This window comes from Saliniferula longa, assembly GCF_050789285.1.
In the GTDB taxonomy this organism is placed as follows: domain Bacteria; phylum Pseudomonadota; class Alphaproteobacteria; order Rhodobacterales; family Rhodobacteraceae; genus CAVPWP01.
The window spans coordinates 268,199-292,069 of the sequence record NZ_JBOUVX010000004.1 but is presented as its reverse complement, the minus strand read 5'-3'; the positions used below and the strand labels follow the sequence as shown (position 1 = coordinate 292,069).

The window sequence follows — 23,871 nt, the reverse complement described above, 5'->3', positions numbered from 1 at the left end:
CCGAAGCCAGGGAGAGGCCCCATGCTCAAGCGACAGTTCGACAAATCCCGTCTGCCCAGCCGCCACGTGACCGAAGGCCCTTCGCGCGCGCCGCACCGGTCGTATTTCTACGCGATGGGCCTTGATGCGGAAGACATCGCCCAGCCCTTCGTCGGCGTCGCCACCTGCTGGAACGAGGCCGCGCCCTGCAACATCGCGCTGAACCGGCAGGCGCAGGCGGTGAAGCTGGGCGTCAAGCACGCCGGCGGCACGCCGCGCGAATTCACCACGATCACCGTGACTGACGGCATCGCCATGGGTCACGAAGGGATGCGGTCGAGCCTTGCCTCGCGCGATGCGATCGCCGACACCGTCGAACTGACGATGCGCGGCCATTGCTACGATGCGATCGTCGGCCTGGCGGGCTGCGACAAGTCGCTGCCGGGGATGATGATGGCGATGGTCCGCCTCAACGTGCCGTCGGTCTTCATCTACGGCGGCTCGATCCTGCCGGGCCGCCTCGACGGCAAGGACGTGACCGTTCAGGACGTGTTCGAAGCCGTGGGCCAGCATCAGGCGGGCAATTACTCCGACGCCCAGCTTGCGATCCTCGAGCGCGTCGCCTGCCCGAGCGCGGGCGCCTGCGGCGGCCAGTTCACGGCCAACACCATGGCCTGCGTGAGCGAGGCGATCGGTCTTGCGCTGCCGAATTCCTCGGGTGCGCCCGCGCCCTATGAAAGCCGCGACCAGTATTGCGAGGCCTCGGGCGAAGCGGTGATGACGCTTCTTGAGCGGAACATCCGCGCCCGCGACATCGTCACCCTGAAGTCGTTGCAGAACGCGGCGCGGGTGGTGGCCTGCACCGGCGGATCGACGAACGCGGGTCTTCACCTGCCGGCCATCGCGCACGAGGCCGGCATCGACTTCACGCTTGACGACGTCTGCGAGGTCTTCCGCGACACGCCCTACTTCGTCGACCTGAAGCCGGGCGGGAAATACGTCGCCAAGGATCTGTACGAGTCAGGCGGCGTTCCGGTCGTGATGAAAGAGCTTCGCAAGGCCGGCCTCATCCACGAGGACTGCATGACCGCCACTGGCCGCACCATCGGCGAAGAGCTTGAAATGGTCGACCGCGAAGCCGACGGCCGCGTGATCTATCCCATCGCGACGCCGATCACGCCGACCGGCGGGGTCGTCGGCCTGAAGGGCAACCTTGCCCCCGAGGGGGCAATCGTCAAGGTCGCGGGCATGTCCGAGGCCGAGCAGGTGTTCACCGGCCCCGCGCGCGTCTTCGATTGCGAGGAAGACGCCTTCGAGGCGGTCAAGGCCCGCAAGTACAAGGAAGGCGAGGTCATCGTCATCCGCAACGAAGGGCCCGCCGGCGGCCCCGGCATGCGCGAGATGCTGGCGACCACGGCCGCGCTTTCGGGGCAGGGCATGGGCAAGAAGGTCGCGCTGATCACCGACGGCCGCTTCTCGGGCGCGACGCGCGGCTTCTGCGTGGGCCATGTCGGGCCGGAAGCCGCCCATGGCGGCCCCATCGCGTTGCTGCGCGATGGCGACCTTATTACGATCGACGCGATCAAGGGCGAGATCTCGGTCGCCCTCACGGACGACGAACTGGCGAAACGCAAGGAACAATGGGCAGGGCCGCGTGAGACCATCTATGCATCCGGCGCGCTGTGGAAATACGCGCAGCTTGTCGGGGGCGCCTATCTTGGCGCGGTCACCCATCCGGGGGCGCGGGCGGAAAAGCACATCTACATGGATCTTTAGCGCCGTCGCGGCCACGGTCGCGCTGGTTCTGTCCGCTTGCGGCGACACGACGTGGGGCGGGCCGAATTCCGCAGACGGGGTCACTCGGTCCGCGCCCGAGCGTCTGCTTGTCGGCGATCCGTCCGTCGTGGTGGCGGGGCCCCCCGGATACTGCATCGATCGCGGCCTGTCGCGCCTTGGCGGTGTGGCCGCCTTCGTGCTTCTGGGCAGCTGCGCCTCGATCGCGGACAGCGGTGACCGGCCCGCGCCGGACGTTCCGGTGATCCTGACCGTGGCGGTTTCGGCCGATGCCGGCGCCGCGCCCGATCTTGCCCAGTTGCGTGCCTATCTTGCGACCCCGGCCGGACGCGGCGCGCTGTCGCGCGGCGGCGATCCCGCAAGCGTGACGATCCTTGCGACGAAACGCGAGGGCGAGGTTCTTTATGTCCTTGCCCGGGATACCAGCGACGACCTTGTGCCGGGCATGTCCGACACCTTCTGGCGGGCGCTCTTCGTCCTGAACGGACGGCTCGTCTCGGCCGCCGCGGTGGGCTTCGACCAGCGCCCGATCGGGACGGACGCGGGCCTTGCGACGTTGCAGTCCCTGACCGAGCGCCTGCGGCGTGAGAACGCGCAAGGGGGCGCTTGACCCTGTGGCAGGTTTCTTCGGCAAATCGTGGGGAAGGAAGGACGGGGTTCTGCCGCCCGACCCCGCCCTGCCGAACGATCCGACATTGCCGGCCTTGCCGCTGCACACGGACTGGGCATGGCGTCCCGCGCCCTGGACTTCGGATCGTCTGGTTGATGGCGGGGCCGCGCGGTCGGGCGGCGAGATCGCCCCGGGAGCCAAGCTTTTTCACGACGACCGGGCGGCAGACATCCTGCTGGATTGGGGCGCCTTCGACAGGCCGCCCTTCGCGCTTCGGATCGCTGTGGGCAGCTTCGCGGGATCGTTCCTCAGCCTTGCCCTGGACCTTCCCGCCGACGGCGTTCGGGGGCTGAGGCGTCGCCAGATCCTGCGGGCCGAAACTCGGGTCGACGCGCCGGGCACACCCGAGATCTACCTGCGGCTCAACATCCGCCACGGTGCCAATACCGAGAGGTTGCCGCAGTCGATCCAGCCGAACCTTCCACAGGTGGCCGAGTTCGATCTTTTCCATTCCCCGTTCTTCGAAGGCGCGGTCGAGGCGGTCTGGCTGGATCTTATCGTCACGGCGCCCACGCCCGGCCGCATCGTGATCGGTGATCTCGTGCTGTCGCGCCGTCCAAGGCCCGAGATCTGACGCCGCCGTCTGACGCGGCGTCGCGGATGACAAGCAGGCTTGCGCCGGGCAGCATCCGCCGCGACCAAGGAGCCCTGTCGTGACGCCCTATCCCCATATCTTCGCGCCTCTCGATCTTGGCCATGTGACCCTGCCGAACCGCATTCTTATGGGGTCGATGCACACGAACCTGGAAGAGACGGGCGATTGGTCCCGTGTCGGCGCCTTCTATGCCGAACGCGCCCGCGGTGGCGTGGGGCTGATCGTGACGGGGGGCATGGCGCCGAACCGTGAGGGCGCCGTCTTTCCGGGCGCTTCGGGCCTCTTCAGCGGGCAGGACATCGCGAACCATCGGTCCGTGACGGACCGGGTTCACGGCGAAGGCGGGCGGATCGCCATGCAGATCCTTCATGCCGGCCGCTATGCCTATTCCCCCGAGGCGGTCGCGCCTTCGGCGATCAAGTCCCCGATCTCGCCCTTTCCACCGCGGGAACTCGACGAGGCGGGGATCGGGACGCAGATCGCCGACATCGCCACCGCCGCCGCCCGCGCCCGCGAGGCAGGCTACGACGGGGTCGAGGTGATGGGATCCGAGGGGTATTTCCTCAACCAGTTCATCGCCGCCCGGACCAACCGGCGCACCGATCGATGGGGTGGGACCTACGAAAACCGTATCCGTCTTCCGATCGAGGTCGTGCGCCGTGTCCGCGCGGCGGTCGGCACCGATTTCATCGTGATCTACCGCCTCAGCATGATCGACCTTGTCCCGGACGGCTCGACCTGGGACGAGGTCGTGCGCCTTGCGAAAGAGATCGAAGGCGCCGGCGCCTCGATCCTGAACACGGGGATCGGCTGGCACGAGGCGCGCATCCCCACGATCGCGACGTCGGTTCCACGACGGGCCTTCACCTGGGTGACCAGGAAGCTGATGGGCGAGGTCGCCATTCCCATCGTCACCTCGAACCGGATCAACACGCCCGAGGTGGCCGAAGCGGTGTTGGCCGAGGGCGCGGCCGACATGGTCTCGATGGCGCGGCCGTTTCTGGCCGACAGCCAGTTCGTGGCGAAGGCAAGGGCCGGTCGCGCCCGAACCATCGCGCCTTGCATCGCCTGCAACCAGGCCTGCCTTGACCACACCTTCGAACTCAAGCTGACCTCGTGCCTCGTGAACCCGCGGGCCTGTCACGAGACCGAGCTTGTGATCACCCCTGCCGCCGCACCCCGGCGCGTGGCGGTGGTCGGGGCGGGGCCGGCGGGGCTGTCGGCGGCGGTCACGGCCGCCGAACGCGGGCACAAGGTCACGCTGTTCGAGAGGTCCGGTCGGATCGGCGGGCAGCTCAACATGGCGCTGCGCATTCCCGGCAAGGAAGAGTTTCACGGCCTCGTCGACTGGTACGCCACCATGCTGGACGAGGCGCGCGTCGACCTGCGGCTTGCGATCGAGGCGCGGCTGGACGATCTGACCGCTTTCGACGAGGTGATCCTGGCCACCGGCGTACGGCCCCGTGACCCCGGAATCCCCGGTCAGGATGGGCCGAACGTGGTGAGTTATGTGGATGTTCTGGCCGGCGACGCGCCCGTGGGCGACCGTGTCGCCATCGTGGGTGCGGGCGGGATCGGCTTCGACGTGGCCGAGTTCCTGGCCCATGCCGGCGAAAGCCCGACCGAAGACCTCGAGGCCTGGCTGGCCGAATGGGGCGTGACCGACCCCGCGCGCGCGCGCGGCGGACTGGCGCCCGAAGGCCCGCGCCCGGCGCCCGCCGCGCGCCGGATCACGCTGTTTCAGCGCAAGGCCGAAAAGCTTGGGCGCCACCTAGGCAAGACCACCGGCTGGATCCATCGCGCCAGCCTTCAGATGAAGGGCGTCGAGATGATCGGCGGGGTGAACTACGAACGGATCGACGCGCGCGGTCTTCATGTGAGCTTCGGTCCCGACCGCCGCGACCCCCGCTTGATCGAGGCCGATACCATCGTCCTTTGCGCCGGGCAGGAACCCGAACGTGCGCTTGCCGACGCGCTGGACAGCCGCGGCATTGGGGCGCATCTGATCGGCGGGGCCGACGTGGCGGCCGAGCTTGACGCCAAGCGTGCGATCGACCAGGGCACCCGGCTGGCCGCGCGTCTCTGAGGATTATTGTTGCGGGGCTGGGGCTTAATCCTTCCGGCCCGGGATGCCGATTCGGAAACAAAGCGGGGGTCCGACCCCTTTTTCGTGCCCAATTCGATCCCTACAAAACCCCGAGAATGTCGGCGCCTCACCCCATTGTCGCCCGAATTGAAGGCGACAACGACCGTGCTGGAGGGTGTAGGTAACAAGGGTTGAAAAACACATGGACCGACTGACCGAAATGGAAGCGTTCGCAACCGTTGTGGATCAGGGTGGGTTCACCGATGCTGCCAAGAAGATGGGGATCTCGAAGTCTGCGGTCTCCAAACATGTCTCGTCGCTGGAAGCCCGCCTGGGCGCCCGTCTGCTGAACCGCACCACCCGCCGCGTCAGCCCGACCGAAATCGGTCTGGCCTACTACGACCGTGCGCGCCGAGTGCTGAACGACGCGGGCGAGGCCGACGCGCTTGTCACCTCGATGCAATCCGCGCCCTCGGGTCTTCTGCGCATTTCGGTCGCCACTGATTTCGGCGTGAATCACCTGTCGCCGGTGCTGGGGGACTTTCTGCAGGAATTCCCGGACATCACCGTCAACATGGTGCTGAACAACCGCTACGTGGAACTCATCTCGGAGGGGTTCGACATGGCGATCCGCATCGGCGAGCTGGAGGATTCGACCCTGCGCGCCCGGAAGCTGTGCGAAACCACGAAGCGCATGATCGCCTCGCCCGCCTATTTCCAGAAGTACGGCCGTCCGATGAAGATCGACGACCTGAACGAACACAAGCTTCTGCACTATTCGAACCAGGCCTCGGGCAACGTCTGGAAGATCACCGCGCCCTCGGGCGAGAAACGGCAGGTCCGCACCGCGGGCTGGCTGACGGTGAACGACGGGCAATCGCTTCTGAATGCCGCGATCTCGGGCCTTGGCATCGCCTACCTTCCAAGCTTTCTTTACAGCGAAGCGATGGGCCAGGGGCTGGTTGAAGAGGCGATCCCTGATCTGCCGGTCGAGACGCAGGGCATCTACGCCGTCTATCCGCCGGGGCGATTTACCCAACCCAAGGTGCGGGCGTTCATCGACTTTCTGGTCAACTCCTTCGCCGAAAAGGGCCCGGACAAGTGGTAGGGTCGGGGTGGAAATGCCGGGATCAAGGGCGCCTTCGGGCGCCCTTTCTCATTCGGTCGCCGGCAGGATGACTTCGACCCGGCGGTTGAGCTGCCGCCCCGCGTCGGTGTCGTTCGGCGCGCGCGGGGCAAGATAGCCCACGCCCTCGGCGCCCAATCGGTCGGCGGCGATGCCATAGGCCGAGATCAGCCGATCGCGAACGGCCCGCGCCCGCGCCCGCGACAGGGCGACATTCTGATCGAGCGACCCGGAGGCATCGGTGTGGCCGACCAGAACGACGGTGACCTCGGGCCGGTCGGTCAGCCAGTCCGCAAGGGCGTCGAGCGAGGCGAAGGGGCCTGGACCAAGCTCGGACGATCCGGTTGCGAACACCAGATCGCCAAGCACCGCATGTCCGGTGGTGGCGATCGCGCCGGCAAGGCCGTTTGTCGAGGTTGGCGGCCCTGGTAAGGGGGGCGCGGTGACCTGGGGCGCGCCGCTCTGCGGTGCGGCCGCACCTGGTTCCGCCGGTGCGATCGAGGTCAGGTGCACGAAGCCCGCAGCGTGGCTTCGGCTGACCACCAGGGCCACGCGCCCGCTGGACCCGTCGACCCCGCGCGACGCCGCCAGATAGCGGAAGTCGCCGAGGTCGACATGCATGTCAGGCTCGCCGATCAGTTCCAGCGCAAAGCGGAAATCGAAGCCGCCACAGGCGATATCGGCGCATTCGAAGTCAACCGCATAGCCGGCGGCGACAAGCTGGTCGCGCAGCGGCCCGAGGATCTGAAGCGTCGTCAGGCCCTCCGACGCGATCCGCCAGACCCGGCGCGTGACGGTTCCCGAGGCACGCGCGCTGACCGGATCGAAGGCCCCCCAGGCCGCGGTCGGAAAGGGCGTGTCGGTCGCGGGATCGACCTGTTCGGCGACAAGGGCTGACGCGGCCGGCAGGACCAGGTCCTGCGCCCACGCCGCGCCGGCCAATAGGACCGCGATCGCCGTCAGCGCGCCCCGGATCATCGCGCCCGACTGCGGTAGGCGGAATTGAGAGGCATTCCCGTGGCCGAGGTGGCGCGGTTCCTCCTGTTGAAGAAGGCCGCGACCGACGCGACGTCCCGGATGTGCCGATCGGTGAAGCGTTTGGCGTGCAGGACGTTGGGCACCATCCCGCGCCTTCCCCTGCACAGGTCGAAATGGCGCTGCGTCGCTTCGGGCAGCGGATCGACCATCGGCGGGTCAAGGGCGGTGGGGGCGTCGTCGGTCACGCTTCGGGGTCCTTGCTGGCCAAGCGGTAATGATACTGTCCCACAACCTTCATCCCCAGGGAAGAATAGAGGGCGTTTGCCCCTGCATTCGCCTGCGTCACTGCAAGCGCCAGATACGCGGCCCCGTGCCGCCGGGCCCAGGCCGCACCGTGGCGCATCATCTGGCCGGCGATGCCCTTGCGCCGTGCTTCGGGGCGGACCTCGAGGGCGTGGATCATGGCGACCTTGCCGTCGCAGGCGACGAACGCGGTGCCCGCCGGCATCTGGCCCAGGCGGCTCAGAAGCGCGGTGCGGGGGCCGGCGACGCGTTGCATCACCGCCAGCCGGGCAGGGCCGATCCCGGCCTCGGCCCAGATCTCGGCACTGATGGCGAGGGGCTCCCAGAGGTCGAAGACGGTCACGCGCGGCACCTCGCCGGTGATCAGATCGAGCGGAGCGGCGTAAAGGTTCACCGGGTCCACGACCGCGAACCCGCGCGCGGCGAGGTCGGCATCGAGGGTCGCGTCCACGGTGCGCAGCATGAAAAGCGGTGTCTGGCCAAGCGCGCGCATCGCGGCGATGGCCGCGTCGATGTCCTGCGGTCGGGCATCCGCGGTGCCGGCGTCACGGGTGGCGGCCGACACGCGTTTCCCGCCGCCCTTGCCCTCGCGGATCAGGAAGCCGCCGGCGCGGTGGGTTGCGGCCGCAGGCCATGTGGCGTCGAGCGCGTCCAGCAGCCTGGGTTCGTCGGGAAGGATCACGTGCGCTCGTCTGGGAAAAGCGCCGCGAGTTCGTCGATGGCCGCGTCGATCGCGGGGCCGTCGGTGCCGCGCACGACGACGGTGGCACCATAGATTCCGTTCTGCAGAAAGGGGTACGACCCGAAGGACAAACCGGGGTATCGCGCCGCAAGATCGGCAAGTGGCCCGGCGATATCGCCTTCGCCCCGGTCGATGCGCAGCGATTGCGACAAGAGCGGTGTGCCCCCGGTGATGCGCGGCAGAACGCTGGCCACCATCGCGCGAAACACCGCGGGAACCCCGGCCATGACATGCACGTTGCCGATGGTGAACCCCGGCGCGGCCGAGATCGGGTTGTCGATCAGCGTGGCGTCCGCAGGCACCCGCGCCATGCGCAGCCTGGCCGCGTTGAGTTCGGTTCCCTGCCGATCGTAATGGGCCTGTAACAGCGCCCGGGCGTCGTCGCGCACGTCGACCGCCGCCCCGAAGGCGCGTCCGACCGCGTCGGCGGTGATGTCGTCATGCGTGGGTCCGATCCCACCCGAGGTGAAGACATGGTCATAGCGGTCGGAGAGTGCCCGGATTGCCGTGACGATGTCGTCCTCGACGTCGGCCACGACGCGCATCTCGCGCAGGTCAATGCCGTGGCGGGTCAGTTCCGCCGCAAGATAATGCGAGTTCGTGTCCTGCGTCCGGCCCGACAGGATCTCGTCTCCGATCACCAGGATGGCGGCGGTGGGGTTGGGCATCGCGGGCGCTCCTTGTCGCAGGGTCATGCGCGGTATAGGTCGCCCGTCATGCGCTTTCAAACCCCTCTCGTGCCGGGTCGGCTGATCCGGCGATACAAACGCTTCCTCGCGGATGTCGAGCTTGAGGGCGGGGGGGTGGTGACCGCCCACTGCCCCAACCCGGGCTCGATGATGGGGCTCTCCGACCCCGGGCTGAGGATCTGGCTCGAGCCGAACGACGATCCGAGGAAGAAGCTGAAGTATGGCTGGCGGCTTGCGGAATTGCCGGACGGGCATTGGTCGGGCATCGACACGGCGGTTCCCAACCGCGTGGTGGCCGAGGCGCTGGATGGGCGCGCCGTCGCGGAGCTGGCCTCTTACGGCGCGTTTCGGCCCGAAGTCGCCTACGGCACCCGAAGCCGAGTCGATTTCCTGCTGACCGAACCGGGTCTGCCGGATGCCTATGTCGAGGTGAAGAACGTCCACCTGCGCCGCGACGGCGACTGGGCCGAGTTCCCCGACAGCGTGACGACGCGTGGCGCCAAGCACCTGCGCGAGCTGGCACAGGTGGTGGCCAATGGCCACCGTGCGGTGATGTTCTACCTGGTCCAGCGCACCGATTGTGCGCGTCTGAAGATGGCGGCCGACCTTGACCCCGGCTATGCCCTGGCCTTCGACGAGGCGCGTCGCGCCGGCGTCGAAATGCTGTGCTACGATGCCGGGATTTCGCGCGAGGGCGTCACGCTTGGCCGTGCGCTGCCGATCGGGATGCACGCGTGACTGGCACATTCCGCGCATAGGGCCTATCTAGGGCGCGAAGACGCCTGGAGTGACCATTGGACGAACCGACCCGCGGCCGCCTGACGAAGGACGGCATCCGCATCTACGAAACCGCCGACTTCGCCGGAATGCACAAGGCCGGCGAAATGGCGGCCCGCATCCTTGACGACGTGGCCCCGATGGTGCGGCCGGGCGTCACCACCGCCGAGATCGACGCCGAGATCACCCGCATGGTGCACGCGGCCGGGGCGACCTCGGCCACGATCGGCTACAAGGGCTACCAGCACGCCAGTTGCATCAGCGTGAACCACGTGGTCTGCCACGGCATCCCCGGCCCGAAGCTACTGAAGGATGGCGACATCCTGAACATCGACGTCACCGTGATCGTCGATGGCTGGTATGGCGACACGAGCCGGATGTACGGGGCCGGCAAGCTGTCGCGCAAGGCCGAACGGCTGGTGCAGGTCACCCATGACGCGCTGATGAAGGGGATCGAGGCCGTCCGTCCGGGCAACACCTTCGGCGACATCGGCCATGCGATCCAGTCCTATGTCGAAGCCGAACGCATGAGCGTCGTGCGCGATTTCTGCGGCCATGGCCTGGGTCGCGTGTTCCACGCGCCGCCGAACGTCCTGCACTACGGTCGTCCCGGCACGGGGCCCGTTCTCGAAGAGGGCATGTTCTTCACCATCGAGCCGATGGTCAACCTTGGCCGGCCCGAGACCAAGGTGCTGGCCGACGACTGGACCGCGGTGACACGCGACAAGTCGCTGTCGGCGCAGTTCGAGCATTCGGTGGGCGTCACCGCCGATGGCTGCGAGATCTTCACCCTGTCGCCCGCGGGCCGGTTCTATCCGACCTCGGCCTGACATCTCTCAAGGAGACACCCGATGACACCCGCCACCCTTGCCGCCGCCCTACTGATCGGCGTCTCTCCTGCCACGGCGCCAGAGGTCGGGCCCGAGCGGATCTATACGGTTCAGGCCGAGGTGCCCGACCTGACCGGAACAGAGTGGCAGGTCGTCGAACTGCGCGGACAGCCTGTCGAAGTCGCGCCTCTGCCCGAGATCGCCTTCTTCGAAGACGACGCCTTCGCCGCGTGGGCGGGCTGCAATCGCTTCAGCGGCGGCTACAGCCGCGACGGCGCAACGATCACGGTTCCCGAAACCGTGGCCGCCACGATGATGGCCTGCCCGCCGCCGCTTGATACGCTCGAGCGCGAGATGATCGAGGCGATGATCTCGGCCAAGGGTCTGGCCTTCGAGGGCACCAGCCTTGTCCTGACGGATGCGTCGGGCGCAGAAGTCCTGCGCCTTATCCCGAAGGTGAAGTGACCGCGCGCAGAAGGGTGATGTGGGTCTCGCCATAGCGGCGGGATTCTATCGTCTCGAAGTCCGGGGGAGCGTCTTGCGGGGCGCTTTCTTCCCAGACGACAAGGGCCGCGGGGGCAATCCAGCCGCCTGTCAGCGCCGAGGCAAGCGCGCGCGATCCAAGTCCTTTGCCATAGGGCGGGTCGAGGAAGACCAGATTGCAGGGGGCGGCCGGGCAGGGGCCGAGGCGGGTCGCGTCGCGCGCGATCACCTGGGTTTCCGCCTCTGTCCGGGTCTTCGCGATATTGCCGCGCAGAAGCCTCAGCGCAGGCCCCCCTGTTTCGACGAACGTCGCCTGCGCCGCTCCGCGCGACAGCGCCTCGAGCCCCAGCGCCCCGGTCCCCGCAAAAAGATCGAGCACCCGCGCACCGGTGACCGGATCACCGAAGCGCCCGCCGAGCAGCACGTTGAACAGGCTTTCCCTCACCCGGTCCGAGGTTGGACGCAGGTGCGATGACGGATCGCCCTTGCCGACCGGGGTCAGGGCCGTCCCTCGGAAGCGTCCGCCGATGATCCTCACGCGCGCAGAAGGGCCTTGAGATCGGTCGCGGGGTCCATCACGACCGTGGGGGCGGGCGATTTCCCCATTTCGATCAGCCGCTTGCCCACCATGTAGGCGCGCGGGTCGTTCATCGCGTCGACCGCCAGAAGCGTCTGGCCCGCATAGTACCAGTGGCTCACCGCCCCGTCGGCGCCGTCGCGGACGACGACATGGTCGTAGCCGGTGTTGAGCCCCGCGATCTGCAGCTTGACGTCATACTGGTCCGACCAGAACCACGGCTGCGGGACATAGGGAGCGTTCGCGCCCAGCATGTTCGCGGCGACGGCCTCGGCCTGGTCGATGGCGTTCTGCACGCTTTCCAGCCGAAGCCGCCCGCCCTTCCACGGCAGCGAGGCGCAGTCGCCCGCCGCCCAGATGTATGGGTCGCTCGTGCGGCCGTATTCGTCGGTGCGAATGCCGTTGTCGATGACAAGGCCGGCGGCCTCGGCAAGGGCCGTGGCCGGGGTGATGCCGATGCCGACGATCACGGCGTCCACCTGCATCTCGACGCCGTCGGCCAGCACCGCGCCGGTGACGCGCTCGGTTCCCAGAAGGCGGACAAGGCCCGTGCCTTCCCGAATCTCGACCCCGTGCGCCAGATGCAGCGCCCGGAAATAGTCCGAGGTCACGGGTGCCGCGACCCGTTGCAGGATGCGCGGCGCGGCCTCGATCAGCGTGACCTTGAGGCCAAGCCCCGCGCAGACGGCCGCCGCCTCGAGCCCGATGTAGCCCCCGCCGACGACAAGGACACGGCCGCCCGGAGTCAGTTCGGGCACCATGCCATCCACGTCGGCAAGCGTCCGCACGACATGAACCCCCGCAAGCCCTCCGCCGATCGCGGCCGGAAGCTGCCGTGGGACGGACCCGGTGCACAAGGCAAGCTGGTCATAGCGCAGCGTCTTGCCGTCGACCGTGACCGTCCGCTCTGCGCGGTCGATCGCCTGCGCGGCGGTGCCGGTCAGCACCGTGATCCGGTTTTCGTCGTAGAAGCTTTTGGGGCGCAGGAAGAGGCGTTCGACCTCCATCTCGCCCAAAAGATACTTCTTCGACAGCGGCGGCCTCTGGTAGGGCAGGGCGGGTTCGTCGCAGATCAGAGTGATCTCGCCGTCGTGGCCAAGCGCGCGCAATTTCGCGACAAGGGATGCGCCGGCCTGCCCCCCTCCGATCACCACGACATGCTTCATGGATTGCCCTCACTTGCATCTGGTCGGCTGTCCGGCGCAACGCTATATCCCCGCAAGACGCAAACGCAACGAAAGGAATGACGATGACGCTGGCAGTGGGCGAGAGACTTCCCGACGCGACGCTGGCCCACATGGGCGAGAACGGACCGGAGCTGGTGCAACTGGCCGATGTGCTGAAGGGCCGGAAGGTGGTCGTCTTCGGTCTGCCGGGCGCCTACACCGGCCCCTGCAGCACGATTCACATCCCCAGCTTCGTCCGTACGGCCGACGAATTCCGCGCCCGCGGCGTGGACGAAATCGTCTGCATCTCCGTGAACGATCCTTTCGTCCTGAAGGCCTGGGGCGAATCTACCGGCGCCACCGCCGCCGGAATCACCCTTCTGGGTGACGCCGACGCGGTCCTGACCAAGGCCCTGGGCATGGACTTCACCGCGCCGCCGCTTGGCCTTTACAACCGCTCGAACCGCTATGCGCTTCTGGTCGAGGATGGTGTGATCACCGTGTCGAACGTCGACGAGCCGGCGACTTGCAAGATTTCGGTGGGCGAGGAACTCCTGGCCGCGATGTGATGGCCGGGGCAGGGACATGAGTGCGATGATCGAGGTCGGCCAGCGCCTGCCGGACGCGGCGCTACTGAGAGTTGGGCCCGAAGGCCCGGAAACCGTTCATCTGGCCGAGCGCCTGAAAGATCGCAAGGTGATCCTTTTCGCGGTGCCCGGCGCTTTCACGCCGACCTGCGATTCGGCGCACCTTCCCAGCTTCATCCGCACGGCGGATGCCTTCCGGGACAAGGGGATCGACGAGATCATCTGCCTGTCGGTCAACGATGCGCACGTGATGCGCTACTGGGGGAAGGTGTCGGGCGCTGCCGAGGCCGGCATCACCCTTCTGGCCGATTCCGACGCGTCCTTCACCCGGGCGCTGGGGCTTCTTTACAGCAACCCGGCCGTGGGAATGCTCGACCGGTCGCGGCGCTATGCCATGCTGGTCGAGGACGGCGTCGTCACCCGGTTCCATCTGGAACAGCCCGGCGTTTGCGAGGTCTCGACCGGCGAGGCGATGCTGGACGAGCTTTAGACCTCAGGCCGCGCGGGTCAGCTCGATGGCGGTCGGGAACGGAATGTCGATCCCGCCCGCGTCGAACTCTTCCTTCACCGCACGGGTCACGTCGAACTTCAGGTCCCAGTAGTCCGCGGCCTTGCACCAGAGCCGCAGGGTGAAATCGACCGAATAGTCGCCAAGGTTCGTCAGCTTGATGAAGGGCTCGGGGTCGGGCAGGACGCGGGCGTCGCGGGCGACGATGTCCTTCAGGATCGCCTCGGCGCGCTTCAGGTCGCTGTCGTAGGAAATACCGAAGACCATGTCGAGGCGCCGGGTGTCGTGCGCCGAGAAGTTCTTGATCGTCGACGAGAAGACGTCGCCGTTCGGTACGATCACCTGCACGTTGTCGACGGTCGCAAGCTCGGTGTTGAACAGAGAGATCTCGCGGACCGTGCCCATCTCGCCCGCGGCTTCGACGAAATCGCCGACCTTGAACGGCCGGAACATCACGATCATCACGCCGGCGGCCAGGTGGCTGAGCGTTCCCTGCAGCGCAAGACCGATCGCCAGACCGGCGGCGCCGATCAACGCCGCCATGGACGTGGTCTGGATGCCGAAGACGCCCAGCACCGTGATCGCGGCGATGACGAGGATGAGATATTTCGCGACGTTGCCGAAGAACGAGGCCAGCGTCGGGTCGAAATGCCGGATGCGCTGGGGCGTGCGGCTGATCGCGCGCTTCGTCCAGCCGCTGACGATCAGGGCAAGGATGATGATCGCCAGCGCGCCCAGCACGTTCATCAACAATTCGAATCCGGATTCGCGGACGAACTGAAGCGATGTGTCGATCTCGGCCACGATCTGGTCGACGGTCTCTTCCATTGCCCCCTCCTGTGGAGTTCTGTCGCTGTGGGGTCCCGTTAAGACAGGGCCTCGAGCCGATTCGCAAGGGCAAGGTCCAGTTCGCTCAGTCCGTCGGCGTCATGGGTGGTCAGCGTCACGACCACCCGGTTGTAGACATTCGTCCATTCGGGGTGATGGTTCATCTTCTCGGCCAGCAGGGCCGCACGGGTCATCCAGCCGAAGGCCTCGACGAAGGTCGCGAAGCGATAGGTCTTGCGGATCGCGTCGCGCCCGGGGACCAGTTCCCAGCCCCTGTCGAACAGCGCGGGAAGCTGCGCATCGCGTTGGGTTTCAGTCAGTTTCTCGACCATCGGCAGTCTCCATCACCTTTCGGAAGGGTCCGTAGCTTGTCAGGATCTCGATCTCTTCGCCGACCGCGGCGCGCTCGGCCCGCAGGTAGTCCTCGACCGCGGCCGAAAAGCGCTGGTCGGCGAACCAGTGCAGCGAATGTGTCTCGACCGGGAGATAGCCGCGGGCGATCTTGTGCTCGCCCTGCGCGCCGGCTTCCACCGTCTTCAGGCCATGCGCGATCGCATGGTCGATCGCCTGATAATAGCAGCATTCGAAATGCAGGCAGGCGTGATCCTCGATCGCGCCCCAGTAGCGGCCATACAGCCGTTCGCGCCCGATGAAGTTCAGCGCGCCGGCGACCGGGCGCCCGTTCCTGACCGCCAGGATCAGCAGCATGTCGTCTTGCAGGGTCTCGTGCGCGCGATCGAAGAAGGCGCGGGTCAGATAAGGCGTGCCCCATTTTCGCGCGCCGGTGTCCTGATAGAACCGCCAGAAGGCATCCCAATGCTCGGGGCGGATCGCCTCGCCGGAAAGCCGAAGGATCTCGCCGCCGAAATCCTGTGCCGTGGCGCGCTCCTTGCGGATGTTCTTGCGCTTGCGCGACGACAGCGAGGCAAGGAAGTCGTCGAAGCTGCGGTAGCCCGCGTTTTCCCAGTGGTACTGCTGGCTCGTGCGGCGCAGAAGGCCAAGCCGTTCGCCCCGCGCCGCCTCGTCGGGGGTGCAGAAAGTCGCGTGGACTGAGGACAGCCGGTTTTCGGTCGCAACCTGCAGCGCGCCCCGGATCAGCCCCGCCATTCCGTCGGCCTCGTGCCCCGGCCGTGTCAGGAACCGCCGTCCGGTCACCGGGGTGAAGGGGACCGCGATCTGAAGCTTCGGGTAATACCGCCCGCCCGCGCGTTCATAGGCATGGGCGAAGTTGTGGTCGAAGATGTATTCGCCCTGGCTGTGCGACTTGGCGTACATCGGGGCGACCGCGATCACCGCGCCGCCCTTGCGCACCACCAGATGACGGGGTTGCCAGCCCGTGCCGGTGCCCACCGAACGACTGTCCTCGAGCGCGCTCAGGAAGCGGTGGGTGGTGAACGGGTCGAAGGGCCGGGCACCGTCTGCCGTCTCGGGGCAGGCGCAGGCGTCCCAGTCCTGCGCCGATATGTCGGACAGCGTGGCAAGCACGGAAATCTCGATCTGGGTATCGGTCATGGAGGAACTGCCCGGGGCGTGCCTTTCACATGGGGCCCCTTCGGGGGGCGTCAAGCCGGCGGGACGGCGGGCAGGTAGCTTTCGAAGGTGATGTTGTGCGCGTGCTTGCGCGCGGCACCTTCGGCCAGCGGCGATCGGATCGTCCAGCACAGCACCCCCGCCCCCCGTGACCTGAGTTCGGCCACGCGCGGACGGGCAAGATCCGCCGCCTCGTGGCTGATGAAGGAGGCCCCCACGCGATCGTAGTCGGGGATGCCGCGCAGCTCGGCGCGGCGGGCGTCCGTGGTGGTGCCCCAGTCGGTCCCGTCATAGGCGGCGGTGGTCAGCCCGCGTGGAACCCCCGGCGCAAGACGCGCCATCGCCGCCACCGAATGGGGATTGAACGACATCACCGCGACCGGCCCGGCGTAGTCCCGCAAGTCCTGCGCCACCACCGTCTCGAGCCGTTCGTCGATCGCGCCCATCCCGCCGTGCTGGTCCTTGACCTCGACCAGAAGCGGCACGCGGCCGGCGACGATGCCAAGGATGTCCCGAAGGGTCGGAATCGTCTCGTCGCTTTCAAGCACCCTCAGGCGCTGGAGTTCGGCTGCCGGTCGGGCCGCCGTTTCGCCGCCTTGGCCGGTCAGACGGGCAAGATGCTCGTCGTGAAAGACCATTGCCTGCCCGTCCGAAGAGGGCTGCACGTCGATCTCGACGCCATAGCCCGCGTCGACGGCGGCGCGCACCGCCGCGCGGGTGTTCTCGGGCCGGCCGGCCGCCGGGTCATGCAGGCCGCGATGCGCCAGCGGAACCCGCAGGAACGCCGCGGGCAGGGATGCAGGCGCGGGCACGGACGCGGGCATGGTCATGCGATCTGGAAGACGCCTTCGATCTCGACCGCGACGCCGAAGGGAAGCGACGCGGCGCTGACCGCCGAGCGGGCATGCCGCCCGGCCTCCCCAAGGATCTCGACCAGCAGGTCCGAGGCGCCGTTGATCACCTTGGGCTGGTCGACGAAATCGGCGGTCGAGTTGACGAAGCCGGTCAGCTTCACCACCCGTTTCAGCCGATCGAGGTCGCCGCCGCTGGCCGCGCGCACCTGCGCCAGAAGGCTCAGCGCGCAGGCGCGGGCGGCGGCGGCACCCGCCGCCACATCCATGTCCGCGCCCAGTTTGCCGGTCAGGAAGGCGCCATTGGCCATGGCGACCTGACCCGAGACGTGGACGATGTCACCGGCCACGACGAATGGCACATAATTGGCCGCCGGCGCCGGGGCGTCCGGCAGGACAAGCCCAAGGTCCTTCAGCCGTGTCTCGATTCGCCCTGTCATCGCCCGCTCTCCCTGTCCTGATGGCCGCGCCGACGCTAATTCCCGGCATCGGCGACGAAAAGCCGAAAAGGACGGGCCGGCCGTTTTTCCCTGTCGCGCCCTCGCAACATTCGCCCGAACATGTTACCGCAGGGGCCTTACCGGCGCCGCCGGATCCACTATCTGACACAGGCAAATGACCACGCTCCGGCCCCTGATCCTTCGTGCCCAGACGCACGTCCGCGTCGTCCCGCTCTTTCTGGGCGGACTGCTGCTGTCGGCCTGTGCCGCGCCCGAGCAGCCGACCGGCATCAACGATCCCTTCGAAGAGACGAACCGCGCCATCCACGATTTCAACCGGGGCTTCGACAGCAGGGTGCTGCGGCCGACCGCCGTCTTCTATGGCCAGACGCTGCCGAAACCGGTGCGCACCGTGATCGGGAACCTGGCCGATACCATCAGCCTGACCGGGGACGTGGTGAACAACGTCCTGCAAGGCAACGGCGAGGACGCGATCCACAACACCTTCCGGTTCACGCTTAACGCGACTTTGGGTGTCGGCGGCATCTTCGACCCGGCGGCGTCCTTCGGTCTCGAGACGCGGGATACCGGCTTCGGCGAGACGCTGTTCACCTGGGGCGTGAACGAGGGCGCCTACATCGAGCTTCCGTTCCTGGGCCCGTCGACCCAGCGCGAGGCGGTGGGCCGGGTCGTCGATTTCTTCACCAACGCGGATTCCTACGCGCTTGAGGGAACCTCGGCCCTTGCCGCCACGGGTGTCGGAGTTGTCGATCTTCTGAACGTCCGCTATGATCTTCTCGGGCCGATCGACAGTGTCTTCTACGAAAGCGAAGACAGCTACGCGCAGACACGCAGCCTTTTCCTGCAGAACTTGCGCTTCAATTACTCGGGTGGCGACGCCGCCGAACAGGTGACGGATATCTATGACGAGATCTACGACGAATAGGCTTTCCCGCCGGCAGACCCTTGCCCTTGCCGCAGGCGCCGCCTGTCTGGCCGCGCTTCCCGCGCGGGCGCTGACCACGGCGCAGGCGCGTCAGCTGATCGATGGGGCCGTTGCCGACATCAACGCGATCATCGGTTCGGGCAAGTCGGAGGCCGGGATGTACCGCGACTTCGAGCAGGTCTTCGCGCGCTATGCCGATGTGCCCACGATCGCGCGCTTCGCCCTTGGCCCCACGGCCAGAAGCGCCAGTCCGGCCGAGCTTTCGGCCTTCACCAAGGCCTTCCAGGGCTACATGGCGCGCAAATACGGCAAACGCTTCCGCGAGTTCCAGGGCACCCGGATCGAGGTGGTGGGCGCGCGCGAGGTCAAATCCTTCTTCGAGGTGCAGGCCATCGCACGGACGCCGGGGCAGTCGCCCTATGCGGTCAGCTTCATGGTCTCGGATCGGTCCGGGGCCAACAAGTTCTTCGACATGCTGATCGAGGGCGTCAGCCTGATCAAGACCGAACAAACCGAGATCGGCGCCATGCTGGACCGCCGCGGCGGCAGCATCGCGAAACTGGCGCAGGACCTTCAGTCCATGGGCTGACGCCCGCCCGGCTCAGCGGGCGCCGAAGATCGCATTCAGCACGTCCATGATGATCTGGTCGGCCGCGTTGCCCGTGCCGGTCGCCGGCGCGCTGCGCTGCGGTTCGCGCTGCGCGACGCGCGTCGGCGGTTCGGGCGCGCGCATCGGCAAGGGGCGCACCGGCAAGCCTTCGTGCACGCGCACCATGGTCTCGTGCCAGATTTCCGCGGGCAGGCCGCTGCCGGTGACCCCGGTCAGGGGCGTGTTGTCGTCATATCCCATCCAGACGCCCGCCACGTAGTCGGCGGTGAACCCCAGGAACCAGGCGTCGCGCGCGGCCTGCGTCGTTCCGGTCTTGCCGGCCGAGGGGCGGTCGGGCAGGGCGGCCCGCGTGCCGCTGCCGCGGGTCATCACCTCGCTCATCATGTAGACAAGCTGTTCTGCAGCTTCCTGGCGGATCACCCGCTCCTGGATTCCGCCCTCCTGGCCCAGGATCGGGTCGGTTTCGCCCTGCAGGCGGATCTCGATCAGCCCATAGGGCGCGACGGCCGAACCGCCGTTCAGGATCCCGGCATAGGCCCCGGTCATCTCGAGCAGGGTCGATTCCGATGCGCCAAGCGCCAGCGCAGGCCCCTGCGCCAGATCGCTGCGGATCCCGAAGGCTTCGGCCACGGCGCGGACGTTGTCGCGCCCGACTTCTTCGGACAGGCGCACGGCGGTCGTGTTCAGCGATCGTGCCAGTGCTTCGGTCAGCGTCACGGGGCCGTAGAAGTCGTTGGTGTAGTTGCGTGGGCTCCACGGGCCGGACCCGGGGATGTTGATCGTTAGCGGCCCGTCAAGGATGATGTCGTTCGGGGACCACCCCAGATCCAGCGCCGCGGCATAGACGAAGGGCTTGAAGGCCGATCCGGTCTGCCGCTTGGCCTGGATCGCGCGGTTGAACTGGCCCGCGACGCCACGGAACTTGCGACCGCCCACCATGGCGCGCACGGCGCCATCGGCGCTCATCACCACGATCGCGGCCTGTGCCTGCGAGCCTTCGCGCACCTTGTTTTCGAAGATGTACTGAAGCGCATCTTCCGCGGCGGTCTGGATGCGCTGGTCGAAGGTCGTGCGGATGATCACGTCTTCGGTCGTCTCGCTGGTCAGAAAGGCCGGGCCCACGTCCATCACCCAATCGGCGAAATAGCCCCCTGCGCGGGCTTCGGCGGCGGCGCTGAGTTGCGCGGGATTGGCGCGGGCCTGGTCGGCCTCGGCGGTGGTCAGGAAGCCCTGCTCCTCCATCAGTCCGATGATCAGCCGCGCCCGATCCTGCGATCTTTGCAGGTCGGCCGTCGGCGCGAACCGCGATGGCGCGACCAGAAGCCCGGCCAGCATCGCCGCCTCGGAGGGGTTCACCTCGTTCGCGGACTTGCCGAAATAGCGCTGCGCCGCGGCTTCGAACCCGCGCGTCCCGGCCCCCAGATAGGCCCGGTTGAGGTAGATCGTCAGGATCTCGTCCTTCGAATACCGAAGCTCCATGGCCAGCGCGTAGACCGCTTCCTTAAGCTTGCGCTGCATGGTCGAGCGTCGGCAGTCCGCCTCGTACTCGGCCTCGGTCATGCCGCTGGCCGGGTCGTAGGGCACGCCGAGGCACAGAAGCTTCGCGGTCTGCTGGGTGATGGTCGATCCGCCATGCCCGGACAACGGCCCGCGCCCTTCGCTGAGGTTGATGCGGACGGCGCTGGCGACGCCGCGCGGACTGACCCCGAAGTGGCGGTAGAAGCGGCGGTCCTCGGTCGCGATGATCGCGTTCCGCAGGTTGGGGCTGACCGTGTCGGCGGTGATCTGGCCGCCGAACTGCTCGCCCCGCCAGGCGAAGACCTCGCCGTCCCGGTCGAGCATCGTGACGGACCCGCGCGTGCGCGCGTCGAGAAGCGCGCTGGCCGGGGGCATCGTCAGCGCGAAGTAGCCGACCGCAAGCCCCAGGATCAGCGCGGCGATCACGCCCGCGCGCCACGTCAGCCGGAAGACAAGGCCCACGACCCAGCCGATCAAGGCCAGAGGCCAGCCGATCAGCGGGTGAAGCTTGCGCCGGGGCGCCGCAGTGCGCCGCCTCCGCGATGACTTCGGCGCAGGCTTTTCGGCCGGCTGGCGTGCCTTCTTCCCGCCCGACGACCGCTTGTCCGCTACCAATGGGGGGCGTTTGCCGCGCGACCCGATCATCCTGTGTCCATTCTTGGCTCTGCCCGTTTTGCAGAAGATTACTCGCCCTTGCGCGGGATGTGGAGTGCGAAGGTGCCCGATTCCGTCTGATGAATAATTCGCGATCTGTCTAAAAAATAGGCGACGCCCCCCATTTGTGCAAAAATTGTGCAAATGCGGATGCCGTGGGTCCGTCTGCGGGGCCGCGTTTCCTTGAGAATCCCCGTTCGTGCCTTCCTTGTTCGTCCGTGGACTGGCGGGGGCGTTCCCCGCGTAACGGAAGGGGATGCAGCAAGTGAAACTGATCATTGCAGCGATCAAGCCGTTCAAGCTCGAGGAGGTGCGCGAGGCGCTGACCTCTATCGGCGTGCGCGGCATGATGGTGACGGAAATCAAGGGCTTCGGCTCGCAGTCCGGACACACCGAAATCTATCGTGGTGCCGAATACGCCGTGAATTTCGTGCCGAAGGTGAAGCTCGAGATCGTCGTCTCGGATGGGATGGCCGAACAGGTCGTCGACACCATCGCGACCACGGCCAAGACCGACAAGATCGGCGACGGCAAGATCTTCGTTCTGGATGTGGAAAGCGCCGTGCGCGTCCGCACAGGCGAAACCAATGAGGACGCGCTTTAAGGCCGCTCGAGGACAAGGGGACTGAAACACATGAAACTAAAGACTCTCATTCCAGTCGCGGCCGCCCTCGTGGCCCTGCCGCTGATGGGCTTCGCGCAGGAGGCCGAGACGGCCGCCGAAGTCGCCGAGGAAGTCGTCGAGGCCGCGCCGACCTTCGACGAAATCGGCCCCTACATCATGACGACGCTGCTGTTCCTGGTCGGCGGCTTCCTTGTGATGTGGATGGCCGCGGGCTTTGCCATGCTCGAGGCCGGCCTCGTTCGGTCGAAGAACGTCACCACCCAGCTGACCAAGAACATCGCGCTCTTCTCGATCGCGGCGATCATGTACTGGCTGGTCGGCTTCAACCTGATGTATCCGGGTGACGGCTGGACCATCGCCGGTTGGCTGGGCGCGCTTTTCTCGCCTACGTCGCTTGAACCCGTTGGCCTTGCGGCGGCGGATGCCTCGCTCGACTACGCGTCGGTCGCGTCGGACTTCTTCTTCCAGCTGATGTTCTGCGCCACCACGGCGTCGATCGTGTCGGGCACCCTGGCCGAGCGCATCAAGCTGTGGCCCTTCCTGATCTTCGTGGTCGTCCTGACCGGATTCATCTACCCGATCGAGGCGTCCTGGCAGTGGGGCGGCGGCTGGCTGTCCGAGATGGGCTTCTACGACTTTGCCGGCTCGACGCTGGTCCATGCCGCAGGTGGCTTCGCCGCCCTGGCTGGTGCCTTCGTCCTTGGCCCGCGGATCGGCCGCTACAAGGACGGCCGGACCATTCCGATGCCGGGTTCGAACCTGGCCCTCGCGACGCTGGGGACGTTCATCCTGTGGCTTGGCTGGTTCGGGTTCAACGGGGGCTCGCAGCTTGCGGCCGGGACCGTGGGCGACATCACCGACGTGGGCCGGATCTTCGCCAACACCAACATGGCGGCGGCGTCCGGCGCGATGGCGGCGATGATCCTGTCGCAGGTGCTCTACAAGAAGCCTGACCTCACGCTGCTGCTGAACGGCGCGCTGGCCGGTCTCGTGTCGATTACGGCAAGCCCTCTCGAGCCCACGCTTTTCGGCGCGCTCTGGGTCGGTGCCGTCGGTGGCATCATCGCGGTCGTCGCGGTGCCGATGCTCGACAAGATGAAGATCGACGACGTGGTCGGCGCGATCCCGGTGCACCTTGTCGCCGGGTTCTGGGGCACGATGGCGGTTCCGTTCTATGCGCCGGACACGAGCTTCGTGACCCAGTTCATCGGCTTCGCGGCGATCGGGATCTTCGTCTTCGTGACCTCGCTGATCGTCTGGATCATCCTGAAAGGGATCATGGGGATCCGCGTCGATCAGGAGGCCGAGATCAACGGTCTCGACATGGCCGAAATGGGCATGGAGGCCTACCCGGACTTCACCAAGGGCTGATCTCCCTTCCTGTCAGCTCTTCACCACTGGCCCGGGCGTTCGCGCCCGGGCTTTCTCGTGTTTCAGGACGATCTTCCGCGCTCAGGCAAGCTGCCCAAGATTGTCGCGGACCCAACGCTGCAAGGGGGGCACGGCCGCCGGAAGGCAGGTCACAGGGCCGCCAACGAAGGCCTCGAAGGCCGCCACGCGGGCGGGGGCGACACCGATCAGCAGCGGCAGGTCGTGTTCCACCGCCGCCACGATGGCTGCGCGCAGGCCCTGCCCCTCGATCTCGCGCTGGCCGAACTTGCTCAGGATCGCGACGTCGGCCCCCGGGGCGATTCGCGCGGCGACCTCGGCCGCCACGGTCTCGAAGACGCCGGGGTCCAGCGAACAGCCCGGCGCCCCCGGGGGGCGTTCCTCGGAAATTGTCACCACCCGGCGATCGGGCAGCAGGACAAGCTCCATCGTCTTGTTGCGAAGGGCGCTGGACGGTGTGGTGCGCTGCACCGCGCCGGATACGCGCAGCCCTTCGGCCGTCAGGCGGTCGGCAAGCTCGGCCAGAATCGGATCGGTCAGGCCGGACGCCGCGCCGGTGACGGCGGCGATGCGCAGCCCGCCCGCCATCT

27 protein-coding genes are annotated in these 23,871 nt (G+C 67.2%); 14 read left to right on the top strand and 13 right to left on the bottom strand.

The features are described 5' to 3' along the window. Positions 1-21 precede the first annotated feature (21 nt). The 5 genes from ilvD (at position 22) to ACRDNQ_RS17965 (ending at position 6,232) form a co-directional block, all read left to right on the top strand. Complete coding sequence (ilvD, locus tag ACRDNQ_RS17985; protein WP_431830091.1) at positions 22-1,755, top strand: dihydroxy-acid dehydratase; 1,734 nt, start codon at positions 22-24, stop codon at positions 1,753-1,755. A gap of 130 nt (positions 1,756-1,885) precedes the next feature. Then, positions 1,886-2,383, top strand: a complete 498-nt coding sequence (locus tag ACRDNQ_RS17980; RefSeq protein WP_431830090.1) for a hypothetical protein — start codon at positions 1,886-1,888, stop codon at positions 2,381-2,383. Beyond that, a complete protein-coding gene (locus tag ACRDNQ_RS17975) occupies positions 2,358-3,017 on the top strand; it encodes a DUF6478 family protein (RefSeq protein WP_431830089.1) in 660 nt (219 codons plus the stop codon). Before ACRDNQ_RS17980 ends, ACRDNQ_RS17975 begins: the two co-directional genes overlap by 26 nt. 79 nt (positions 3,018-3,096) lie before the next feature. Next, entirely contained in the window at positions 3,097-5,124 is a 2,028-nt protein-coding gene (locus tag ACRDNQ_RS17970; protein WP_431830088.1) for a 2,4-dienoyl-CoA reductase FMN-binding domain-containing protein, read from the top strand. 202 nt (positions 5,125-5,326) lie between these two features. Then, positions 5,327-6,232, top strand: a complete 906-nt coding sequence (locus ACRDNQ_RS17965) for a LysR family transcriptional regulator (protein ID WP_431830087.1) — start codon at positions 5,327-5,329, stop codon at positions 6,230-6,232. A 48-nt stretch (positions 6,233-6,280) separates the two neighbouring features. Here the strand turns inward: ACRDNQ_RS17965 and ACRDNQ_RS17960 are convergent, their stop codons facing one another. The 4 genes from ACRDNQ_RS17960 to ACRDNQ_RS17945 are packed head-to-tail and all read right to left on the bottom strand — an operon-like array spanning position 6,281 to position 8,941. Next, complete coding sequence (locus tag ACRDNQ_RS17960) at positions 6,281-7,228, bottom strand: OmpA family protein (protein WP_431830086.1); 948 nt, start codon at positions 7,226-7,228, stop codon at positions 6,281-6,283. After that, positions 7,225-7,473 carry a carboxymuconolactone decarboxylase family protein gene (locus tag ACRDNQ_RS17955; RefSeq protein WP_431830085.1) on the bottom strand — a complete coding sequence of 83 codons (249 nt, stop codon included), beginning with the start codon at positions 7,471-7,473 and terminating at the stop codon, positions 7,225-7,227. The genes ACRDNQ_RS17960 and ACRDNQ_RS17955 overlap by 4 nt, the downstream gene beginning before the upstream one ends. Continuing rightward, complete coding sequence (locus ACRDNQ_RS17950) at positions 7,470-8,210, bottom strand: GNAT family N-acetyltransferase (protein WP_431830202.1); 741 nt, start codon at positions 8,208-8,210, stop codon at positions 7,470-7,472. Before ACRDNQ_RS17950 ends, ACRDNQ_RS17955 begins: the two co-directional genes overlap by 4 nt. Beyond that, positions 8,210-8,941, bottom strand: coding sequence for a competence/damage-inducible protein A (locus ACRDNQ_RS17945; RefSeq protein ID WP_431830084.1), 732 nt, complete (start codon positions 8,939-8,941; stop codon positions 8,210-8,212). Before ACRDNQ_RS17945 ends, ACRDNQ_RS17950 begins: the two co-directional genes overlap by 1 nt. A 48-nt stretch (positions 8,942-8,989) precedes the next feature. Here ACRDNQ_RS17945 and sfsA point away from each other — a divergent pair, with 48 nt between their 5' ends. From sfsA to ACRDNQ_RS17930, 3 genes are read left to right on the top strand one after another with little or no spacing between them, the layout of a single operon-like run. Further along, the gene (gene sfsA, locus ACRDNQ_RS17940; protein ID WP_431830083.1) at positions 8,990-9,700 is read left to right on the top strand and encodes a DNA/RNA nuclease SfsA; all 711 of its coding nucleotides are present in this window, start codon (positions 8,990-8,992) and stop codon (positions 9,698-9,700) included. 56 nt (positions 9,701-9,756) lie between these two features. Further along, complete coding sequence (gene map, locus ACRDNQ_RS17935) at positions 9,757-10,569, top strand: type I methionyl aminopeptidase (protein WP_431830082.1); 813 nt, start codon at positions 9,757-9,759, stop codon at positions 10,567-10,569. A 21-nt stretch (positions 10,570-10,590) separates the two neighbouring features. Further along, positions 10,591-11,034 carry an META domain-containing protein gene (locus tag ACRDNQ_RS17930; RefSeq protein ID WP_431830081.1) on the top strand — a complete coding sequence of 148 codons (444 nt, stop codon included), beginning with the start codon at positions 10,591-10,593 and terminating at the stop codon, positions 11,032-11,034. Here the strand turns inward: ACRDNQ_RS17930 and rsmD are convergent. Both rsmD and ACRDNQ_RS17920 read right to left on the bottom strand, forming a co-directional pair. Then, positions 11,015-11,590 carry a 16S rRNA (guanine(966)-N(2))-methyltransferase RsmD gene (gene rsmD / locus ACRDNQ_RS17925; protein ID WP_431830080.1) on the bottom strand — a complete coding sequence of 192 codons (576 nt, stop codon included), beginning with the start codon at positions 11,588-11,590 and terminating at the stop codon, positions 11,015-11,017. The two genes, ACRDNQ_RS17930 and rsmD, sit on opposite strands and share 20 nt — an antisense overlap. Then, complete coding sequence (locus tag ACRDNQ_RS17920) at positions 11,587-12,795, bottom strand: NAD(P)/FAD-dependent oxidoreductase (protein WP_431830079.1); 1,209 nt, start codon at positions 12,793-12,795, stop codon at positions 11,587-11,589. The genes rsmD and ACRDNQ_RS17920 overlap by 4 nt, the downstream gene beginning before the upstream one ends. A gap of 83 nt (positions 12,796-12,878) precedes the next feature. Here ACRDNQ_RS17920 and ACRDNQ_RS17915 point away from each other — a divergent pair, with 83 nt between their 5' ends. Both ACRDNQ_RS17915 and ACRDNQ_RS17910 read left to right on the top strand, forming a co-directional pair. After that, on the top strand, positions 12,879-13,364 hold the full coding sequence (locus tag ACRDNQ_RS17915; RefSeq protein ID WP_431830078.1) for a peroxiredoxin: 486 nt from the start codon (positions 12,879-12,881) through the stop codon (positions 13,362-13,364). A gap of 25 nt (positions 13,365-13,389) precedes the next feature. Further along, the gene (locus tag ACRDNQ_RS17910; RefSeq protein WP_431830201.1) at positions 13,390-13,872 is read left to right on the top strand and encodes a peroxiredoxin; all 483 of its coding nucleotides are present in this window, start codon (positions 13,390-13,392) and stop codon (positions 13,870-13,872) included. Between the two features lie 3 nt (positions 13,873-13,875). Here the strand turns inward: ACRDNQ_RS17910 and ACRDNQ_RS17905 are convergent, their stop codons facing one another. Genes ACRDNQ_RS17905 through ACRDNQ_RS17885 form a run of 5 tightly spaced genes read right to left on the bottom strand, consistent with a single transcriptional unit; the run spans position 13,876 to position 17,539 of the window. Next, on the bottom strand, positions 13,876-14,718 hold the full coding sequence (locus tag ACRDNQ_RS17905) for a mechanosensitive ion channel family protein (protein ID WP_431830077.1): 843 nt from the start codon (positions 14,716-14,718) through the stop codon (positions 13,876-13,878). 38 nt (positions 14,719-14,756) lie between these two features. Further along, a complete protein-coding gene (locus ACRDNQ_RS17900) occupies positions 14,757-15,050 on the bottom strand; it encodes a 4a-hydroxytetrahydrobiopterin dehydratase (RefSeq protein ID WP_431830076.1) in 294 nt (97 codons plus the stop codon). After that, a complete protein-coding gene (locus ACRDNQ_RS17895) occupies positions 15,031-16,230 on the bottom strand; it encodes a GNAT family N-acetyltransferase (protein ID WP_431830075.1) in 1,200 nt (399 codons plus the stop codon). The genes ACRDNQ_RS17900 and ACRDNQ_RS17895 overlap by 20 nt, the downstream gene beginning before the upstream one ends. A gap of 50 nt (positions 16,231-16,280) precedes the next feature. After that, positions 16,281-17,078 carry a glycerophosphodiester phosphodiesterase family protein gene (locus ACRDNQ_RS17890; protein WP_431830074.1) on the bottom strand — a complete coding sequence of 266 codons (798 nt, stop codon included), beginning with the start codon at positions 17,076-17,078 and terminating at the stop codon, positions 16,281-16,283. Further along, positions 17,075-17,539 carry a RidA family protein gene (locus tag ACRDNQ_RS17885; protein ID WP_431830073.1) on the bottom strand — a complete coding sequence of 155 codons (465 nt, stop codon included), beginning with the start codon at positions 17,537-17,539 and terminating at the stop codon, positions 17,075-17,077. The genes ACRDNQ_RS17890 and ACRDNQ_RS17885 overlap by 4 nt, the downstream gene beginning before the upstream one ends. Before the next feature lie 175 nt (positions 17,540-17,714). Between ACRDNQ_RS17885 and ACRDNQ_RS17880 the strand changes: the two genes are divergently transcribed. Together ACRDNQ_RS17880 and ACRDNQ_RS17875 are read left to right on the top strand one after the other, a co-directional pair. Then, positions 17,715-18,485 carry an MlaA family lipoprotein gene (locus tag ACRDNQ_RS17880; protein ID WP_431830072.1) on the top strand — a complete coding sequence of 257 codons (771 nt, stop codon included), beginning with the start codon at positions 17,715-17,717 and terminating at the stop codon, positions 18,483-18,485. Continuing rightward, positions 18,463-19,074: an MlaC/ttg2D family ABC transporter substrate-binding protein gene (locus tag ACRDNQ_RS17875; protein ID WP_431830071.1), complete on the top strand. Its 612-nt coding sequence runs from the start codon at positions 18,463-18,465 to the stop codon at positions 19,072-19,074. The genes ACRDNQ_RS17880 and ACRDNQ_RS17875 overlap by 23 nt, the downstream gene beginning before the upstream one ends. 12 nt (positions 19,075-19,086) lie before the next feature. Here the strand turns inward: ACRDNQ_RS17875 and ACRDNQ_RS17870 are convergent, their stop codons facing one another. Continuing rightward, on the bottom strand, positions 19,087-21,258 hold the full coding sequence (locus ACRDNQ_RS17870; RefSeq protein ID WP_431830070.1) for a transglycosylase domain-containing protein: 2,172 nt from the start codon (positions 21,256-21,258) through the stop codon (positions 19,087-19,089). A 274-nt stretch (positions 21,259-21,532) separates the two neighbouring features. On the opposite strand from ACRDNQ_RS17870, the gene ACRDNQ_RS17865 reads away from it, so the two are divergent. Beyond that, positions 21,533-21,871, top strand: a complete 339-nt coding sequence (locus ACRDNQ_RS17865) for a P-II family nitrogen regulator (protein WP_431830069.1) — start codon at positions 21,533-21,535, stop codon at positions 21,869-21,871. A 30-nt stretch (positions 21,872-21,901) separates the two neighbouring features. Then, on the top strand, positions 21,902-23,263 hold the full coding sequence (gene amt, locus ACRDNQ_RS17860) for an ammonium transporter (RefSeq protein WP_431830068.1): 1,362 nt from the start codon (positions 21,902-21,904) through the stop codon (positions 23,261-23,263). A gap of 81 nt (positions 23,264-23,344) precedes the next feature. Here the strand turns inward: amt and ACRDNQ_RS17855 are convergent, their stop codons facing one another. Beyond that, entirely contained in the window at positions 23,345-23,869 is a 525-nt protein-coding gene (locus ACRDNQ_RS17855; RefSeq protein ID WP_431830067.1) for a DUF2478 domain-containing protein, read from the bottom strand. Positions 23,870-23,871 lie beyond the last annotated feature (2 nt).

Excerpts from the sequence above, each read along its gene's own strand:
- ilvD (WP_431830091.1), top strand. The coding sequence starts at position 22 with ATGCTCAAGCGACAGTTCGACAAATCCCGTCTGCCCAGCCGCCACGTG.
- ACRDNQ_RS17875 (WP_431830071.1), top strand. The coding sequence starts at position 18,463 with ATGACGAGATCTACGACGAATAGGCTTTCCCGCCGGCAGACCCTTGCC.
- ACRDNQ_RS17885 (WP_431830073.1), bottom strand. The coding sequence starts at position 17,539 with ATGACAGGGCGAATCGAGACACGGCTGAAGGACCTTGGGCTTGTCCTG.
- ACRDNQ_RS17855 (WP_431830067.1), bottom strand. The coding sequence starts at position 23,869 with ATGGCGGGCGGGCTGCGCATCGCCGCCGTCACCGGCGCGGCGTCCGGC.
- amt (WP_431830068.1), top strand. The coding sequence starts at position 21,902 with ATGAAACTAAAGACTCTCATTCCAGTCGCGGCCGCCCTCGTGGCCCTG.
- ACRDNQ_RS17930 (WP_431830081.1), top strand. The coding sequence starts at position 10,591 with ATGACACCCGCCACCCTTGCCGCCGCCCTACTGATCGGCGTCTCTCCT.
- ACRDNQ_RS17915 (WP_431830078.1), top strand. The coding sequence starts at position 12,879 with ATGACGCTGGCAGTGGGCGAGAGACTTCCCGACGCGACGCTGGCCCAC.
- ACRDNQ_RS17960 (WP_431830086.1), bottom strand. The coding sequence starts at position 7,228 with ATGATCCGGGGCGCGCTGACGGCGATCGCGGTCCTATTGGCCGGCGCG.
- ACRDNQ_RS17895 (WP_431830075.1), bottom strand. The coding sequence starts at position 16,230 with ATGACCGATACCCAGATCGAGATTTCCGTGCTTGCCACGCTGTCCGAC.
- ACRDNQ_RS17965 (WP_431830087.1), top strand. The coding sequence starts at position 5,327 with ATGGACCGACTGACCGAAATGGAAGCGTTCGCAACCGTTGTGGATCAG.
- ACRDNQ_RS17880 (WP_431830072.1), top strand. The coding sequence starts at position 17,715 with ATGACCACGCTCCGGCCCCTGATCCTTCGTGCCCAGACGCACGTCCGC.
- ACRDNQ_RS17870 (WP_431830070.1), bottom strand. The coding sequence starts at position 21,258 with ATGATCGGGTCGCGCGGCAAACGCCCCCCATTGGTAGCGGACAAGCGG.
- ACRDNQ_RS17920 (WP_431830079.1), bottom strand. The coding sequence starts at position 12,795 with ATGAAGCATGTCGTGGTGATCGGAGGGGGGCAGGCCGGCGCATCCCTT.
- ACRDNQ_RS17945 (WP_431830084.1), bottom strand. The coding sequence starts at position 8,941 with ATGCCCAACCCCACCGCCGCCATCCTGGTGATCGGAGACGAGATCCTG.
- ACRDNQ_RS17905 (WP_431830077.1), bottom strand. The coding sequence starts at position 14,718 with ATGGAAGAGACCGTCGACCAGATCGTGGCCGAGATCGACACATCGCTT.
- ACRDNQ_RS17890 (WP_431830074.1), bottom strand. The coding sequence starts at position 17,078 with ATGACCATGCCCGCGTCCGTGCCCGCGCCTGCATCCCTGCCCGCGGCG.
- sfsA (WP_431830083.1), top strand. The coding sequence starts at position 8,990 with ATGCGCTTTCAAACCCCTCTCGTGCCGGGTCGGCTGATCCGGCGATAC.
- ACRDNQ_RS17900 (WP_431830076.1), bottom strand. The coding sequence starts at position 15,050 with ATGGTCGAGAAACTGACTGAAACCCAACGCGATGCGCAGCTTCCCGCG.
- ACRDNQ_RS17910 (WP_431830201.1), top strand. The coding sequence starts at position 13,390 with ATGATCGAGGTCGGCCAGCGCCTGCCGGACGCGGCGCTACTGAGAGTT.